Raw genomic sequence first — 15,352 nt, 5'->3', positions numbered from 1 at the left:
GTAAGAGTATATTTAAAACGCAATTAGCGTTTATCTCTACCTATACAGCGCAAACGATACCGATGCAGAAATCAACGTAAGACCTAATGGACTATAAAAACAATCACCATTAGCTTAATGAAAGGTCTCGACAATGAACGCTTACCAAAACCATAGCTTAGACAGCTTTTTCACTACGAACTTATCTGGTACTGACGACGCCGTATTTGCTGGCATCCAAGCAGAGAACACTCGTCAAAACGAACAAATCGAGCTTATTGCTTCTGAGAACATCGTTTCTAAAGCAGTAATGCAAGCTCAAGGCACTTGCCTAACTAACAAATACGCAGAAGGTTACCCAGGCCGTCGTTACTACGGTGGTTGTGAGCACGTAGATACCGTTGAAGCTATCGCTATTGAGCGCGCTAAACAGCTTTTCAAATGCGAATACGCAAACGTACAGCCTCACTCTGGCGCTCAAGCAAACGGCGCGGTGAAACTTGCGCTACTTCAGCCGGGCGACACTATCCTAGGTATGTCTCTTGACGCTGGTGGTCACCTCACACACGGTGCGCGCCCTGCAATGTCTGGTAAGTGGTTCAACGCTGTTCAATATGGCGTAGACCGCGACACTCTTGAAATCGATTACGAAGCGGTTCGCGCTTTAGCTATCGAAAGCCAACCTAAAATGATTATTGCTGGTGGTAGTGCTATTCCACGCGTTATTGATTTCGCTAAGTTCCGCGAAATCGCTGACGAAGTTGGCGCTATCTTAATGGTCGATATGGCACACATCGCGGGCCTTATCGCGACAGGTGCTCACCCTAGCCCACTACCACACGCACACGTTGTTACCACAACAACACACAAAACACTTCGTGGCCCACGCGGCGGTATGATTCTGACTAACCACGAAGACATCAACAAAAAGATCAATTCTGCAGTGTTCCCTGGCCTACAAGGCGGCCCACTTATGCACGTTATCGCAGCTAAAGCAGTGGCGTTTGGTGAAGCACTTGGTCCTGAATTTAGTACTTATATTGATTCAGTGATCGACAACGCAAAAGTTCTTGCTGAAGTATTGCAAACTCGCGGTTGTGACATTGTGACAGGTGGAACAGACACGCACCTAATGCTGGTAGACCTTCGCCCTAAAGGCTTGAAAGGTAACGTAACGGAAGAGGCATTAGAGCGTGCAGGGATCACATGTAACAAAAATGGCATACCATTCGATACAGAGAAGCCTATGATTACTTCTGGCATTCGTTTAGGTACGCCAGCTGGAACCAGTCGTGGTTTTGGCACTGAAGAATTCAAACTTATCGGTGAATGGATCGGCGATGTACTTGATGGCTTAGTTGAAAGCCCTGAAGGCAACGCTGAAGCTGAGCAACGTGTTCGCAAGCAAGTTAAAGAGCTTTGCAAGCGCTTCCCTCTTTACCGTTAGACCGTTTTTAAGATTTAAATTAAAACCTCATAAATTTTTGGAGAATAAGCAATGGACAATACACTAAAGTTTGCAGACAGCCACGAGTGGGTAAAAGACAACGGTGACGGTACTGTAACTATCGGTATTTCTGAGCACGCTCAAGAGATGCTAGGTGACGTTGTGTTTGTTGACCTGCCTGACACTGGAGACGAAATAGAAGCTGGCGAAAGCTTCTCCCTCGTTGAATCAGTGAAAGCAGCTTCTGATATCTACGCACCAATCTCTGGCGAAATCGTAGAAATCAATGAAGAATTAGAAGATAGCCCAGAGTTAATTAACGAAGAATCTTATGAAGGTGGATGGATTGTTAAAGTGAAGATGTCTGACGCGTCTGAACTAGACAACCTTAAAGATGCGGAAGAATACCTAAGCTCTATCGAAGAAGACTAATAGGTTCCTCATTACGATAAAGCTGCTCTTGTGAGCAGCTTAATTTTAGAGGCTAGCTCACGGCTCCAGAGAGAAAGTAGAACATATCATGACTGAATTACTTCAAAGCCAATTACTGAAAGACCTGGGTACTCAAAACGAGTTTGTTGCTCGCCATAACGGCCCAAATAAAGCAGACCAGCAGAAAATGCTTGAAACGATCAACGCGACTAGCTTAGACGCACTGATCGACGAAACGGTTCCTGCACAAATCCGTCTTGAAAAACCAATGACACTTGCTGCGCCACAGAGCGAAATGGACATGCTGACCTCTCTTAAAGAGATCGCTAACCTAAACCAAGTGAAACGTACTTTCATTGGCCAAGGCTACTACAACACATTCACTCCAAACGTTATTCTACGTAACGTTTTAGAGAACCCAGGCTGGTACACAGCTTACACACCATACCAACCAGAAATTTCTCAAGGTCGTCTTGAAGCTCTACTCAATTACCAACAAATGGTAATGGACCTAACCGGTATGGAAATCGCGAACGCATCACTTCTTGATGAAGCGACAGCGGCAGGCGAAGCGATGACACTGTGTAAACGTGCTGGCAAAAGCAAGAGCAAAGTATTCTTCGTTGCTGACGATGTTCACCCTCAAACACTAGAAGTTGTTAAAACTCGTGCTGAGTACATCGGTTTTGAAGTAATGGTTGGCGCTCTTGAAACTCTTCCAGAGCAAGACGTATTTGGTGCGCTTCTTCAATACCCGAGTACAACGGGTGAGGTACGTGACCTAACAGACATCATTGCAAAAGCTCAAGCGAACAAAACACTGGTTACAGTGGCTACAGACCTACTTGCTTCTGCTCTACTTAAGCCTGCGGGTGAAATGGGCGCAGACGTAGTAATCGGTTCAGCGCAACGTTTCGGCGTTCCTATGGGTTACGGTGGTCCACACGCTGCATTCATGGGTACTCGTGAAAAGCATAAGCGTACAATGCCAGGTCGTGTGATCGGTGTTTCTATCGATACTCACGGTAACCAAGCGCTACGTATGGCAATGCAAACTCGTGAACAACACATCCGCCGCGAGAAAGCGACATCGAATATCTGTACAGCTCAAGCACTTCTAGCAAACATGGCGTCTTTCTACGCGGTTTACCACGGTGCAGAAGGTCTTCGTACTATTGCTCGTCGTACACACCACATGACAGCTATCCTAGCGGCTGGCCTGACTAAATCGGGTTACGAGCTAACGAACAACAGCTTCTTTGATACCATCACGATTAACTCTGAAGAGAAGACAGATGCACTGTACGCAAAAGCGCAAGCAGCAGACATCAACTTGCGCCTTCTTAAGGGTAAGATCGGTATCAGCTTAGATGAAACAACCACGATCGACGACGTGAATGCCCTATTCGCTATCTTCGACGTGAAAGAAGACGTTCAAGCACTCTCTTCTGACATCGCATCAAACGAGTTTGCAGCAATTCCAGAAAACTGCCGTCGTGAATCAGAGTTCCTAACTCACCCAGTATTCAACACGCACCACAGCGAAACGCAAATGATGCGTTACCTAAAACAGCTTGAGAACAAAGACTTCTCACTAACGCACGGCATGATCCCACTGGGCAGCTGTACGATGAAGCTGAACGCTGCTGCTGAGATGATTCCAATAACATGGCCTGAGTTTGGTTCAATTCACCCATTCGCACCTCTTGATCAAGCAGCGGGTTACACAGCGCTAGCGAAAGATCTTAAAGAGAAACTATGTGAAATCACCGGTTACGACGATTTCTCACTACAACCTAACTCTGGTGCATCTGGTGAATACGCGGGTCTTATCGCGATTCAACGTTACCACGCAAGCCGCGGTGAAGCTCACCGTAACGTTTGTCTGATTCCAAGCTCTGCGCACGGTACTAACCCTGCAACAGCATCAATGGTTTCAATGAAGGTAGTGGTTGTTAAGTGTGATGAAGATGGCAACATCGACATGACAGACCTAGCAGCGAAAATCGAGAAGCACAAAGAAAACCTATCAAGCATCATGATCACTTACCCTTCTACGCACGGCGTATACGAAGAGCAAGTGAAAGAAGTGTGTGAACAAGTACACGCAGCGGGCGGTCAGGTTTACCTAGACGGCGCGAACATGAACGCTCAAGTAGGTCTAACGTCACCTGGCTTCATCGGTTCAGACGTATCTCACTTGAACCTACACAAAACATTCTGTATCCCACACGGTGGTGGCGGTCCGGGTATGGGTCCTATCGGTGTTAAATCACATCTAGCACCTTTCCTACCAGGTCACATCGAAAACGGTGTACAAGGTTCTGACTACGCGGTATCAGCTGCAGATCTAGGCAGTGCTTCAATCCTACCTATCTCTTGGGCATACATCGCAATGATGGGCGAACCTGGCCTAACAGACGCGACTAAAGTAGCGATTCTGAACGCGAACTACGTGATGGAAAAACTACGTCCTCACTACCCTGTTCTTTACCGTGGCACTAACGGCCGCGTAGCGCACGAATGTATTATCGATATTCGTCCACTTAAAGAAGACACAGGCATCAGCGAAGAAGATATTGCTAAGCGTCTAATGGACTTTGGTTTCCACGCGCCTACTATGTCTTTCCCAGTCGCTGGCACACTAATGGTAGAGCCAACTGAATCTGAAGGTTTAGAAGAGCTAGACCGTTTCTGTGAAGCGATGATCGCAATCCGTCACGAAATGGCAGCAGTGAAAGCCGGTGAATGGCCACTAGACAACAACCCTCTAGTGAACGCACCGCACACACAAGTTGACCTTTCAGGCGCAGAATGGGGCCGCCCTTACTCTCGCGAACTGGCTTGCTTCCCATCAAAAGCAACGAAGAACTCGAAGTACTGGCCTACTGTTAACCGTGTAGACAACGTATACGGCGACCGTAACCTAATCTGTTCTTGCCCGAGCATCGATAACTACGAAGACTAATTCGTAGCGGCGCTAAGCAGCACAAAATAAGAAAAGGCGAACCAAACGGTTCGCCTTTTTGTTGTCTGAAATCTGAGGGCAATAAAGCATTGACCTTACCGTAAGAGAAAGGTTTAAGGTGAAATCACATTCACGGTGAACTAGGAATCAATTATGGGATGTTGCAACAAGGCACCAAAAGGTGGAGCCCCTCTTGGCTTACTTCTAAAAGTAACACTTGGGATCGGGTTATTCGTATTTCTGCTGGCTTTGTGGCAGTAGAATGCTTGTACAGCGTTAGGTTTGAAGTTACGAATAGATGAATAGCGCCAAATTGATATTGGCGCCATAGTTGTATGTTATACGAGCTCTTTCTGGATGCTCGAAAGATATGCAAAATGTTTGTACTCAACGGGTATATTACGTCCAACGCCCAATTCGCGATAGTTAAATTTCAGTGCACATGCCCCTAGAGCTGCCACATTAAGCCCTTGCATGTATGGTTGATAATTTTCTGGCAAATAACCATTACCTAACATCATTGCATTACTTACTCCAAACCATGGGTCAGTAGCAATTGCCGTTAAGGAACGCTTAACTCTTTTAAAGCCAGTTTCTTTCATAACGCGATTGAAATCATTTAAATCGCGATGAAGTTTATTAATTGCTTTGTTCTTTCGTTTAGGTATGTCTTGGCTTGCAACTACAGTATCTACAATTGAATCCATAGCATCACGTAGCGCTAAAAGCTCTGGTAACCTTTTATTCTTAAAGTCAATAACTTCCGGAAGAGGAACATCACCAGTTGGAATTTGGATAGCATTATACAATTCAAATTCTAAACACCCTTGTGTTTTTGCATATTGCTGAGGAACAATTAATTGATCCGTTGGCTGGGCAATACTCCACTCTTCATTTTTAACTTTGTTGTTTTCTTCGTAAGCTGCCATTTGAGTTGCTAGTGGCAAAAATCCATTTTGATCACCTCGTAATTCACGAAATCGTACCGGTGTAGATTTAGCAATCCCTTCCTGAATGAGGAAGTCAATATCCTGGCCACCACCAATATGAATCATATTGTTTGTTGGGTAATCAATCTTGTCCCAAAAAAGAAGGTAGTTTCTGAGATTTATCGGCTCGACAGAGCCATTCATTTGTAATCCATGCCCATTATTCAAAATTGAATAATTTGGAGTAATTATTATACCGCGTTCCATTTCGCCTCCTGCTCGTATGACAGCTATTAGACCGAAAGTTCTGCATTTAAATACAGAATTTGTCTAATTATTTTATTATGCCATTAATTGTACTAGCCTTTGTCTTCTCATAACAATCACTTATACCTCAACCTTAGTGATTAGCATGGCAAATATATAATTTACCTATCTAGTATGATTCCCACGAAATCATGAACTTATGCGCGTCAAACCCGTATTGTAACCATCAGAACCTATCCGTACCTCGGAGCAAGTGAAACTCAAAAAATCCAAAGCTTGACCCTATACGGTAAGGTGTTTATATTGTCGCCCACCCAACGGGGCACATCCTAAAATGCACACCGGCCATCCTGCCATCATTCGTGTATTTATATTGGTGTTGTGAACTTCCATGCTAACGAAACTTCGTCCTTTTACTCGTGAATCGGGTGCGCTTATGCATCTTTCGATTCCAATTATTTTGACTCAAATAGCGACCCAAGCGATGGGATTTGTCGATACGACAATGGCTGGCCAAGTAAGTCCTGCCGATCTTGCCGCTATTGCACTCGGCACCAGCCTTTGGATCCCAGTTTTGCTTCTGCTACGTGGTGTAATTATGGCGCTAACGCCTGTTGTTGCTTACCACCGCGGTGCCCGTGATTTCCAAAGTATCTCTGTTGAATTTTTCCAGATGGTTTGGTTGGCATTAATCGCGAGTGTGCTACTTATCGCTTACTTGGTGAGTGCGAAACCGATCTTAGAATGGATTGGGGTTGCCGCTGAGATCATCCCTATCGGCAGCGATTATGCGTTTGCCCTAGCCTTTGGTGTGCCGGGTATCGCCCTGTTCTACACTTTGAACGGCTTCTGTGAAGGGATGAACAACACCAAAGTACCGATGATCATTTCAGTGGTTGGTTTGTTGGTGAATATTCCGGTCAACTACGTGCTTATTTACGGTAAGTTTGGCTTCCCTGAAATGGGCGCTGTGGGTTGTGGCTGGGCGACAAGCTTAGTGTATTGGCTAATGTCGGGAATGCTGTATTCCTACATTAAAGGCCATCACCACTACAAGACCATCATCAGCTTTGCAGACGCGAAGCCAAAAGCAAAAGAGATGCTTCACCTTCTACGGTTAGGTCTGCCTATCGGGATGAGCATTGCAGTATGTGGCAGTATCTTTGCGGTAATCGCACTGATGATCGGCCGTATTGGTGCAGAGAACGTGGCAGCGGCGCAAATTGCACTGAATATATCGAGCCTGACTTACGTTATTCCAATGAGTATCTCGTTTGGCATTACGATTCGTGTTGGACATGCACTAGGTGAAAAAGATGAACTTGGCGCCATTGAGCGCAGCAAAGTTGGTATCTTGGTTGCAGCGTTAATTTCATTGCTTTCGGTTGCGATGTTCCTACTGTTCCCTGAATGGCTCATTAGGCTTTACACCACTGACCCTACAATAAGCGCAACGGCAGCAGTATTGTTGACCTTTACGGCTATGTACCAATTCAGTGATGCATTGCAAACCTCGGCTAATGGCGCACTGCGTGGCTATAAAGACACCAAGATCCCGATGATCTTAGCCATCGCTTCATACTGGGGCTTGGCACTACCATTGGGCATGGTGTTGGGCTTAACAGACCACATTGTTCCAGCAATGGGGGAAAAAGGCTTTTGGATTGGTATTCTGACGGGCTTAAGCGTTTCAGCGACACTGATGTTACTTCGCTTGCGATACGTGATTAAGAAGCGTGACTTGCCACCAGCAGATGCAGCAATAGCAAACTAAGATAGACCATTAAGTTAATACAAAAAAGCGCGTTACTACCAATCGGTAATAACGCGCTTTTTTATTGAATTTCTATCAATCAGTTAAAGTGTCTGGTTTAACATTCATCATTCACAACACGAACGGTACACTCACAGCCACCGACTGGGCACTTACTGGCATCCTCACGGCCAAATGAATCATAAAGAACATAACAACCCGAAGGTAAGGCATCGTCAGTGATGTTATTGCTGTTCAGGTCAGCTTCACTAAATGAATGAGTGTACCCAACGACTGTGTGTCGATTTCCAACAGCGGATGTTAAATTGTCATCTTCAGATAATGACAGGAAATCAATCATATCTAGTTTATTACCTTTGTCCCCTTCACTTTCAGGGCAAAGCGTCCCCCAATCGACTTCAACGCGACCGATACCGAAATCGATAACATAATCACCTTGGTCATCTGGATTTTCCGCACTAGGATTAAGCCCAGCAATAATCGCTTTCGATGTTACCTGAGTAATTACCCCTTCCATTGCGCCCGCAACACCTTCAAGTACCGCTTCTCTCGCCGACTCTTGGATATTAAGAAACCTCGGGGCAGCCGTCACCGCTAATACCGCGAGTATAATGATCACTACGATCAGTTCCATTAGAGTAAATCCGTTTTTATTCATGACATCCACATCAGCTGATAGCTCTAGAGTATTAAATAGTTGAATAAATTATCAATAACTATACATTGTAATGAGCGATGTAACACCTTATGTATCGCGTCAGAGCTATTGTATAGTCGATTTTTTGACCTTGCTTTGAATTCAAATACCTTTAAACTGAATCCTATCTTGTTTTGTCAATTATGATTTTCTGATACTTGGCTTAGCCTTATTATCGGACTAAAATTACATGACAGCTAAACTTCGTATTCGCTACCAAACGATTGAAATCGAAAACACAGATATACACCTTTGTACCCTACGTGATAATCAACAATTTAATGACCCAGATAATGTTGCACTCAATATCGGTATTTCATCCGCATCGTGGCCAATTTTTGGGTTGTTTGGCCATCAAGTTTAGTCCTCGCCCACCATATGCTTCATTTTGATACTAAAAACAAACGTATTCTTGAAATAGGATGTGGTATGGCTTTATCTAGTTTGCTCCTCAATGAGCAACGAGCCAACATCACCGCTACCGACTTTCACCCTGAAGTTGAAGAGTTCTTAAATAGAAACATACAACTAAATAACCGAAAGAAAATTGCTTTCGAACGCGTGGATTGGGCAGACAAAGAAAGCCAATTGGGTCTTTTTGATCTTATCATCGGTAGTGATCTTCTATATGAAGACCAACATGTTGAATTGTTGTCCTATTTTATTCAAAACCACGCCAACGATACTTGTGAAGTGATCATTGTCGATCCAGGCCGTGGACGAAAAAATAAACTGAGTGCCAAAATGAGCGAGTACGGGTTTACAAATGACCACATACAACCAGAAAATACTGATTACTTAGAGCAAAAATTTAAAGGCCACATACTAAGATTCTCTCGGAACACCTAAAAGTACAGTACATTTCATTCATACGGGCTGCCATACCCAGATTTGAGTGCAGTCCGTCTTAAGTGCCAGTATGAAGAGACTTAAAGTGAGCTATATTGATGCAGTAATGAACCGCTCACTCACACATATTTAAGAAAAACATTTTGAGCATATATTATTAAGCGGCATTTAATGTTTATCATTCTATTGCGTAAAACTGGTACATTAAAACAAAGTCTTGGTATAACAGTCCAACTACCTACACTGCTCATAGGAAGTTAAATGAATGAACAAAGTAACGCCATTATTACCTGAGTCTAATTACATTCAATTGTCTGAGCTAATGCTATCGTTGACAACAGCTCTGGATATGACGGAAGGACAACCACCAGAACATTGTATTCGTTGCTGCTGGATAGGCATGCACATAGGTGAGAAAATCGGTTTATCAGAAAGCGAACTTCATGATCTCTATTTTACCCTGTTACTAAAAGATACTGGTTGTAGTAGTAATGCAGCCCGTATTTGCGAACTCTATCTCGCTGATGATCAAGAGTTTAAACGTAACTTTAAGACGGTAGGAACAAGTCTATCAAGTGTCATTAACTTTGTTATTCGCAATACGGGGAAAAATAAAAACTGGTTAACTCGCATCACTAAGACGATAGATATCTTAAAAAATGGCGATTCCTACGCTCAAGAGTTGATAGAAACTCGCTGTTCGAGAGGTGCCGATATTGCGAGAGAATTAAGGTTTAATGAAAACGTCGCATTGGGGGTTCATTCTTTAGATGAACATTGGGATGGTAGTGGTCGGCCAGAAAACCTTGCTCAACAAAATATTCCATTAAATTCTCGTATTGCGTTACTCGCACAAGTTATTGACGTTTTTCAATTTGAACACAATTTCGAAACCGCGCTAAACGAAGCAAACGAAAGAAGTGGAAGTTGGTTTGATCCAACTTTAGTTTCTGCGATAAACGAAATAGCAAAGGATAACGAGTTCTGCACTGCCTTAACCTCATCAAATATCATTGATAAAGTCATGGCATTGGCGCCAGCAAAAGCCAGCATACTCATTGATGATGACTACCTTGATTGCATCGTTTTTGCGTTTGGAAAAATTATCGACAGTAAAAGCCCTTTCACATCAGGTCATAGCGAGAGAGTTGCCTTCTTTAGTGACCTTATTGCTATCGAAATGGGGGTATCAGAAGAAGAACGGAAATGGCTTAAGCGTGCAGCGTTATTGCACGATGTTGGGAAGTTAGGTGTGAGCAATACAATACTCGATAAACCTGGAAAATTAGATGACGATGAATGGTTATCCGTTCAACAACATGCTCAATTTACTAAAGATATATTATCGCAGATAACCCCCTTTAAAAACCTATCAAACATGGCAGGTAGCCATCATGAGAAGCTTGATGGCACTGGATACCCCAACAAACTAAGTGCTGAATCCATTGTATTGTCAACCCGAATTATCACTACCGCTGATATTTTTGATGCTATTACAGCAGAACGACCTTACCGCGGAGCAGTGCCAGTCCCAAAAACATTGGATATAATGTCTGAAAATTTAAATACTGCGATTGATCCTGAATGCTTTGAAGCATTAAAGCGTGCGTTGGATAAATTGCCAGAGGAACTGACAACTCTTGATTCCGCTGTTTAGCCATCGCTTCATACGAGGGCTTGGCGCTGCCACTCGGCATGGTGTTCGAATACAAAAAAGCGCGTTACTGCTAATTAGCAATAACGCGCTATTGAATAACGGGAAATCCGACATACCTCTTAGAGAGATATGTTAGGAAATCTAGATTTTAAATGAACCAACATAACGATCGAGGGCTTGCGACAGTTCGGCCAGTTGCTGGCTCGATTGTTCCAACTTTTCACTTGCACTTAAGCCATTCTTCACTGAAATATTAACCGTATCCATATTCATATTGATCTCATTCGCTACCGCTGATTGCTGCTCGGTTGCTGTCGCAACTTGAGTGTTAATATCGAGAATAGCCAAAACTTGTGTAGAGATTTTTTCCAAAGCTTGGCGCGCCATTTCGGTTTCGGTGGTGCCCTCTTCAATTAAGCTCTTACTATTACTCATCGAGTTAACGGCGTTTTTAGCTTCAGTTTGAAGTTGGTTGATCATGGTGTCAATTTCATCTGTCGACTGTGCCGTTTTTGTTGCAAGGTTACGAACTTCGTCAGCAACAACAGCAAAACCTCGACCTGCCTCACCGGCACGTGCCGCTTCAATTGCAGCATTAAGCGCAAGCAAATTCGTTTGTTCTGATATACCTCTAATAACATCAAGAATAGTGCCGATCGACTGTGTGTTATCAGCTAGACTCACGATGATGTTAGACGCACTCGTCATTTCTGCTTCAAGGTTAGCAATCGAGGTTGTTGTCTTTTCGATTGTGTTATGCCCTTCTTGAGTCTCGCTGGTTGCCATATTTGCCGCATTTGCCGCATTTGCAGCGCTCGATGCAATTTCATTAACCGTAGCAATCATTTCATTCATAGATGTCACAACCAACATCGTTTGTTCGTTTTGTTCTTGTCCTCTTTGCAATGCTTGTTGTGACTGTTCACGAAGAGCAATAGCGGTGCTATTTAATTCAACACCGGTATTTACGGTTTGCGTAATTATCTCGTGTACCTTGCCCACGAACACATTGAAAGCTGACGAGATTTGAGCGACTTCATCGTTACCCTTAATTGGTAATCGGACTGTTAAATCGCCATCACCTTCAGAAATATCATGTAATGTATTTTTCAATACCAGGAGGGGTTGCATCAATTTGTTTAGAAGGAGTGACAGAACAACGAGACAAACAACAAAAATAACAATCATTGAAACCAACTGGTAACTAATTATTCCATTTGTTGCTTGGCTGACTTCGGTGATTGGAATACCGATATCAAAGGTGCCATAAAGTTCACCGTTGACATAGATAGGCGCCATGATATCAAACACCCATACTTGCTGCACATCAGCGTACCACTTCGAGTACTGCTGTACGCCTTTAGTTGCGCCTTCAACGGTATAACTATCTTCATAAACTTTGTTGAGTTTCTTTTTATCACTGTGTGCAATAGCAGTTACGTTACTATCAATAACAACGGCATAACTAACATCATTGCGCTGTTTAAGTTCACTAACCAGTTTTTGTAAGTCTTGAACTGGATTGTTCGAGTTTTCTAGGACATACCCTGCATTGCCAGCTAAAAATTCCGCTTGAACTTGAGATTTATTTAAGATTATCTCATCAATTTTTTCGCTTGAAATGAGATAGGTTGAACCCATACTCGCAGCGACCGCAATACCAAACATAATAAAAACGGCTAATAGGATTGTTTTCTTCATTTAGGTTGTCTCAACGCAAGTTTATTAAAAATTCTTTAGAGGTTTAAGAACTAAACCTGAGCTCGCATACAACACTTCTCATGTTAAAGCTCGCTACTGTTCTTTATCTGTCTAAATCTCGATAACTTTAGCGAAATTGTATGAAATCGTAACATTTGCACAATGTTTACTAATTATTTGGAACGCGTTAGTTACTTGAAGGTTGGGAGAGGAGTATAAATACGATAAATGGAAATGATTAAACACAAATACTTACGGTATCGCAGTTTTAAATCATGCCAATTTAGGAAGGATTAGGGGATTTAACAAAGACGGCCCTAAGGAGACCGCCCTGCTAGTGATATCTAGTAAGCCACATAACTAATGGAGATAATGGCCTAGCCATCAAATATACCGATTTAGTTGCGGATTGGTGACAGTAGTTCTGGGTTTACCACTAAATTTCTCACACCGTGTGCGTGATCTTCGTTAAAGTCGTTTCCTTCACACCAACGGCCAACAGTCGCAATATTAACTTTCGCCACTTGTGGTCTCACGTTCCATGTAACTTGGAAAGGCGAGCCTTGTTCATTGTAACTAGGACCGGTGGTAGAACCTGAATATTGAATCGCAGTTCCTGTATCTTTCGGAATATTGGGGGCTTGGTGCAAGCCATCGACTTTAGTGTGCTTAGCCAAGGTGTCGAAGTCGAGTGCTTTATCGTCATTCACCAACACATAGACTTGGGTTTCTACACGCAGTTGCGGGTTAGTAATTGCATCATTGAAACAAGCCCCAAGCGTTTCACCCGGTGCGACTTGCGCCGTTGAATACACGTAATGCACCTCAATAGTATCACCCGAATAAAGAGAGCCATGCTCACTAGGGCAAACCTTTTGACCGAATGATTTAAGCTCATTGGTACTCAATTTACCTGTGTACTTGTAACCACTTTGGAAACCTTTACCATCACCGTTACCGACGTATTGAGTAAACTCACCGCCTTTGTGCTCAGCATTCTTATGAAAATGAATATTACACAAGTTCATAGCTGCTGAATCTGGCGCGTCCGAAAACAGGTGGGCGTTAGTGCCTTCGAAAGAACCTAAATCTCGAGGAGCTTGCGGGCCAAACCCTTTCCCTTGTGTATTTTCCGATAACTGCGATCTTTGCTCGGCTATGACACTGTCTGAAACGGGCTCATGGTTCGCGTTAGACGCGCTTGCTTGACCTGACAATAGAGCCATAACTACACCTAAAAATACACTTCTACTCTTCATGCTTCGTCCCTAAAATATTGATAAATCGACTTAAATATCAAGCTTCACCGCGCACATATTACAGCAATCAAAAGCGAATATAAGGTACCGTCTTAGTAAGATTAGATTCCATTGTTTACTTTGATATCAGTGTAAAAGCTTTTAAGAATCGTCTTAAAAGCTTTAATATACGTAGCCCGTTAGACACGATAAATACATGATAGGTCGAACAAACGCCTACTTGTGTTGATTGTATCTTTATTCAAGCAGGTCGATTTGTAAGGTTCCAATATCAGAGATTTAATCTACTTATTTACAAAATATTCAGCCCGAATAGATCTTTAACCTCCAACAGCACTGATTCAGTTCTCTCTTTCGAGACCTGAGTGCCTTTACGTAAGATATCGATGAGCTGTGCTTTGTCATCTAACAGCTCAGCTCTTCTTTCGCGGATTGGACGCAACATATCTTGCAGGCACTCTTCCAGTACTTTCTTCGTCTGACCATCGCCTAATCCACCTCTTCGGTAGTGCTCTTTTAGTTCACTGATATAGTTAACGTCAGTATGAAAAGCATCAAGATAAGTGAACACTATATTCCCCTCGACTTTGCCAGGATCTTCAATTCTTAGATGAGTTGGATCGGTATACATAGATTTCACAGCCGCCCGAATCTCTTTCTCTGTTGCACCTAAATTAATGGCGTTGCCCATTGATTTAGACATCTTGCTTTTGCCGTCGGTGCTCGGAAGACGAGAGGCATTACTAAGCAGAGGTTTACACTCATTTAAGATTGGCTTACCCGCGAGTGAGTTTACTTTTCTCACGATCTCATTGGTCTGTTCTAGCATTGGCAATTGATCGTCACCAACAGGAATCAAGGTTGCATTAAAGGCCGTGATATCAGCAGCTTGTGAGATAGGATAAGTGAGAAAGCCGGCTGGAATTGAGCGCCCAAATTCTTTGTTATGGATTTCGCTTTTCACGGTTGGGTTACGCTCCAACCGAGCGATAGATACAAGGTTGCTATAGAACATGGTGAGTTCAGCCAGTGCTGATAGGTGTGATTGAAGGCAAATCGTGGTCTTGGTCGGATCAATGCCCACCGCGAGATAATCAGCCACCACATTGAGAATGTTAGACGAAACCTTTGCCGGATTATGGGCGTTATCAGTAAGCCCCTGCATGTCGGCAACCAATATCGTTTGGTCGTGAATATGCTGCAAAGAGACTCTTTGTTTAAGTGAACCGACGTAATGACCTAAATGCAAAGGCCCAGTTGCTCTATCGCCAGTCAGAATGATTTCAGGCTTGTTGGTATAGCTGTTGCTGTCGATATGGCTGTTTGAGTTGGTATTCATGGTGTATCTCCAAGTTAAAAAGGCTACTGGAGATAAAAAGAGGCGACATTTTTG

12 protein-coding genes are annotated in these 15,352 nt (G+C 43.3%); 7 read left to right on the top strand and 5 right to left on the bottom strand.

Annotated elements, in window-relative coordinates; translation table 11 throughout:
* Positions 1-133 precede the first annotated feature (133 nt).
* The 3 genes from OCT63_RS08165 (at position 134) to gcvP (ending at position 4,826) form a co-directional block, all read left to right on the top strand.
* On the top strand, positions 134-1,426 hold the full coding sequence (locus OCT63_RS08165; protein WP_269983541.1) for a serine hydroxymethyltransferase: 1,293 nt from the start codon (positions 134-136) through the stop codon (positions 1,424-1,426).
* A gap of 51 nt (positions 1,427-1,477) precedes the next feature.
* Positions 1,478-1,858 (top strand): glycine cleavage system protein GcvH, encoded by a 381-nt coding sequence (gene gcvH, locus OCT63_RS08160; protein WP_017105929.1) that lies wholly within the window; start codon positions 1,478-1,480, stop codon positions 1,856-1,858.
* Positions 1,859-1,946: 88 nt separating this feature from the next.
* Positions 1,947-4,826, top strand: a complete 2,880-nt coding sequence (gcvP, locus tag OCT63_RS08155) for an aminomethyl-transferring glycine dehydrogenase (RefSeq protein WP_269983540.1) — start codon at positions 1,947-1,949, stop codon at positions 4,824-4,826.
* 338 nt (positions 4,827-5,164) lie between these two features.
* Here gcvP and OCT63_RS08150 read toward each other — a convergent pair whose 3' ends face one another.
* Complete coding sequence (locus OCT63_RS08150; RefSeq protein ID WP_269983539.1) at positions 5,165-6,022, bottom strand: DUF6236 family protein; 858 nt, start codon at positions 6,020-6,022, stop codon at positions 5,165-5,167.
* Positions 6,023-6,413: 391 nt separating this feature from the next.
* Here OCT63_RS08150 and OCT63_RS08145 point away from each other — a divergent pair, with 391 nt between their 5' ends.
* Entirely contained in the window at positions 6,414-7,796 is a 1,383-nt protein-coding gene (locus tag OCT63_RS08145; protein ID WP_269983538.1) for an MATE family efflux transporter, read from the top strand.
* A gap of 97 nt (positions 7,797-7,893) precedes the next feature.
* Here the strand turns inward: OCT63_RS08145 and OCT63_RS08140 are convergent, their stop codons facing one another.
* Positions 7,894-8,454 carry a type II secretion system protein gene (locus tag OCT63_RS08140; RefSeq protein WP_161684301.1) on the bottom strand — a complete coding sequence of 187 codons (561 nt, stop codon included), beginning with the start codon at positions 8,452-8,454 and terminating at the stop codon, positions 7,894-7,896.
* A 229-nt stretch (positions 8,455-8,683) separates the two neighbouring features.
* On the opposite strand from OCT63_RS08140, the gene OCT63_RS08135 reads away from it, so the two are divergent.
* The 3 genes from OCT63_RS08135 to OCT63_RS08125 all read left to right on the top strand — a co-directional run bounded on the left by OCT63_RS08135 (position 8,684) and on the right by OCT63_RS08125 (position 10,999).
* On the top strand, positions 8,684-8,857 hold the full coding sequence (locus OCT63_RS08135; RefSeq protein ID WP_269983537.1) for a hypothetical protein: 174 nt from the start codon (positions 8,684-8,686) through the stop codon (positions 8,855-8,857).
* Positions 8,858-8,871: 14 nt separating this feature from the next.
* Positions 8,872-9,342, top strand: coding sequence for a class I SAM-dependent methyltransferase (locus tag OCT63_RS08130; protein WP_269983536.1), 471 nt, complete (start codon positions 8,872-8,874; stop codon positions 9,340-9,342).
* Between the two features lie 265 nt (positions 9,343-9,607).
* Entirely contained in the window at positions 9,608-10,999 is a 1,392-nt protein-coding gene (locus OCT63_RS08125; protein WP_269983535.1) for an HD-GYP domain-containing protein, read from the top strand.
* A gap of 141 nt (positions 11,000-11,140) precedes the next feature.
* On the opposite strand, the gene OCT63_RS08120 is transcribed toward OCT63_RS08125, so the two are convergent.
* The 3 genes from OCT63_RS08120 to trpS all read right to left on the bottom strand — a co-directional run bounded on the left by OCT63_RS08120 (position 11,141) and on the right by trpS (position 15,298).
* Positions 11,141-12,667, bottom strand: coding sequence for a methyl-accepting chemotaxis protein (locus tag OCT63_RS08120; protein WP_269983614.1), 1,527 nt, complete (start codon positions 12,665-12,667; stop codon positions 11,141-11,143).
* A 431-nt stretch (positions 12,668-13,098) separates the two neighbouring features.
* Positions 13,099-13,959 (bottom strand): delta-class carbonic anhydrase, encoded by an 861-nt coding sequence (locus tag OCT63_RS08115; RefSeq protein WP_060466837.1) that lies wholly within the window; start codon positions 13,957-13,959, stop codon positions 13,099-13,101.
* 292 nt (positions 13,960-14,251) lie between these two features.
* Positions 14,252-15,298 (bottom strand): tryptophan--tRNA ligase, encoded by a 1,047-nt coding sequence (gene trpS / locus OCT63_RS08110; protein ID WP_161674342.1) that lies wholly within the window; start codon positions 15,296-15,298, stop codon positions 14,252-14,254.
* Positions 15,299-15,352: the final 54 nt, after the last annotated feature.

Source organism: Vibrio sp. RW, assembly GCF_027587105.1.
GTDB classification, from domain to species: Bacteria; Pseudomonadota; Gammaproteobacteria; order Enterobacterales; family Vibrionaceae; genus Vibrio; species Vibrio toranzoniae.
The sequence above is the reverse complement of the archived record's forward strand: the minus strand, read 5'-3'. Positions and strand labels throughout refer to the sequence as shown.

Excerpts from the sequence above, each read along its gene's own strand:
- OCT63_RS08140 (WP_161684301.1), bottom strand. The coding sequence starts at position 8,454 with ATGAATAAAAACGGATTTACTCTAATGGAACTGATCGTAGTGATCATT.
- gcvP (WP_269983540.1), top strand. The coding sequence starts at position 1,947 with ATGACTGAATTACTTCAAAGCCAATTACTGAAAGACCTGGGTACTCAA.
- OCT63_RS08165 (WP_269983541.1), top strand. The coding sequence starts at position 134 with ATGAACGCTTACCAAAACCATAGCTTAGACAGCTTTTTCACTACGAAC.
- OCT63_RS08115 (WP_060466837.1), bottom strand. The coding sequence starts at position 13,959 with ATGAAGAGTAGAAGTGTATTTTTAGGTGTAGTTATGGCTCTATTGTCA.
- OCT63_RS08125 (WP_269983535.1), top strand. The coding sequence starts at position 9,608 with ATGAACAAAGTAACGCCATTATTACCTGAGTCTAATTACATTCAATTG.
- OCT63_RS08135 (WP_269983537.1), top strand. The coding sequence starts at position 8,684 with ATGACAGCTAAACTTCGTATTCGCTACCAAACGATTGAAATCGAAAAC.
- OCT63_RS08120 (WP_269983614.1), bottom strand. The coding sequence starts at position 12,667 with ATGTTTGGTATTGCGGTCGCTGCGAGTATGGGTTCAACCTATCTCATT.
- OCT63_RS08150 (WP_269983539.1), bottom strand. The coding sequence starts at position 6,022 with ATGGAACGCGGTATAATAATTACTCCAAATTATTCAATTTTGAATAAT.
- trpS (WP_161674342.1), bottom strand. The coding sequence starts at position 15,298 with ATGAATACCAACTCAAACAGCCATATCGACAGCAACAGCTATACCAAC.
- OCT63_RS08145 (WP_269983538.1), top strand. The coding sequence starts at position 6,414 with ATGCTAACGAAACTTCGTCCTTTTACTCGTGAATCGGGTGCGCTTATG.
- OCT63_RS08130 (WP_269983536.1), top strand. The coding sequence starts at position 8,872 with ATGCTTCATTTTGATACTAAAAACAAACGTATTCTTGAAATAGGATGT.
- gcvH (WP_017105929.1), top strand. The coding sequence starts at position 1,478 with ATGGACAATACACTAAAGTTTGCAGACAGCCACGAGTGGGTAAAAGAC.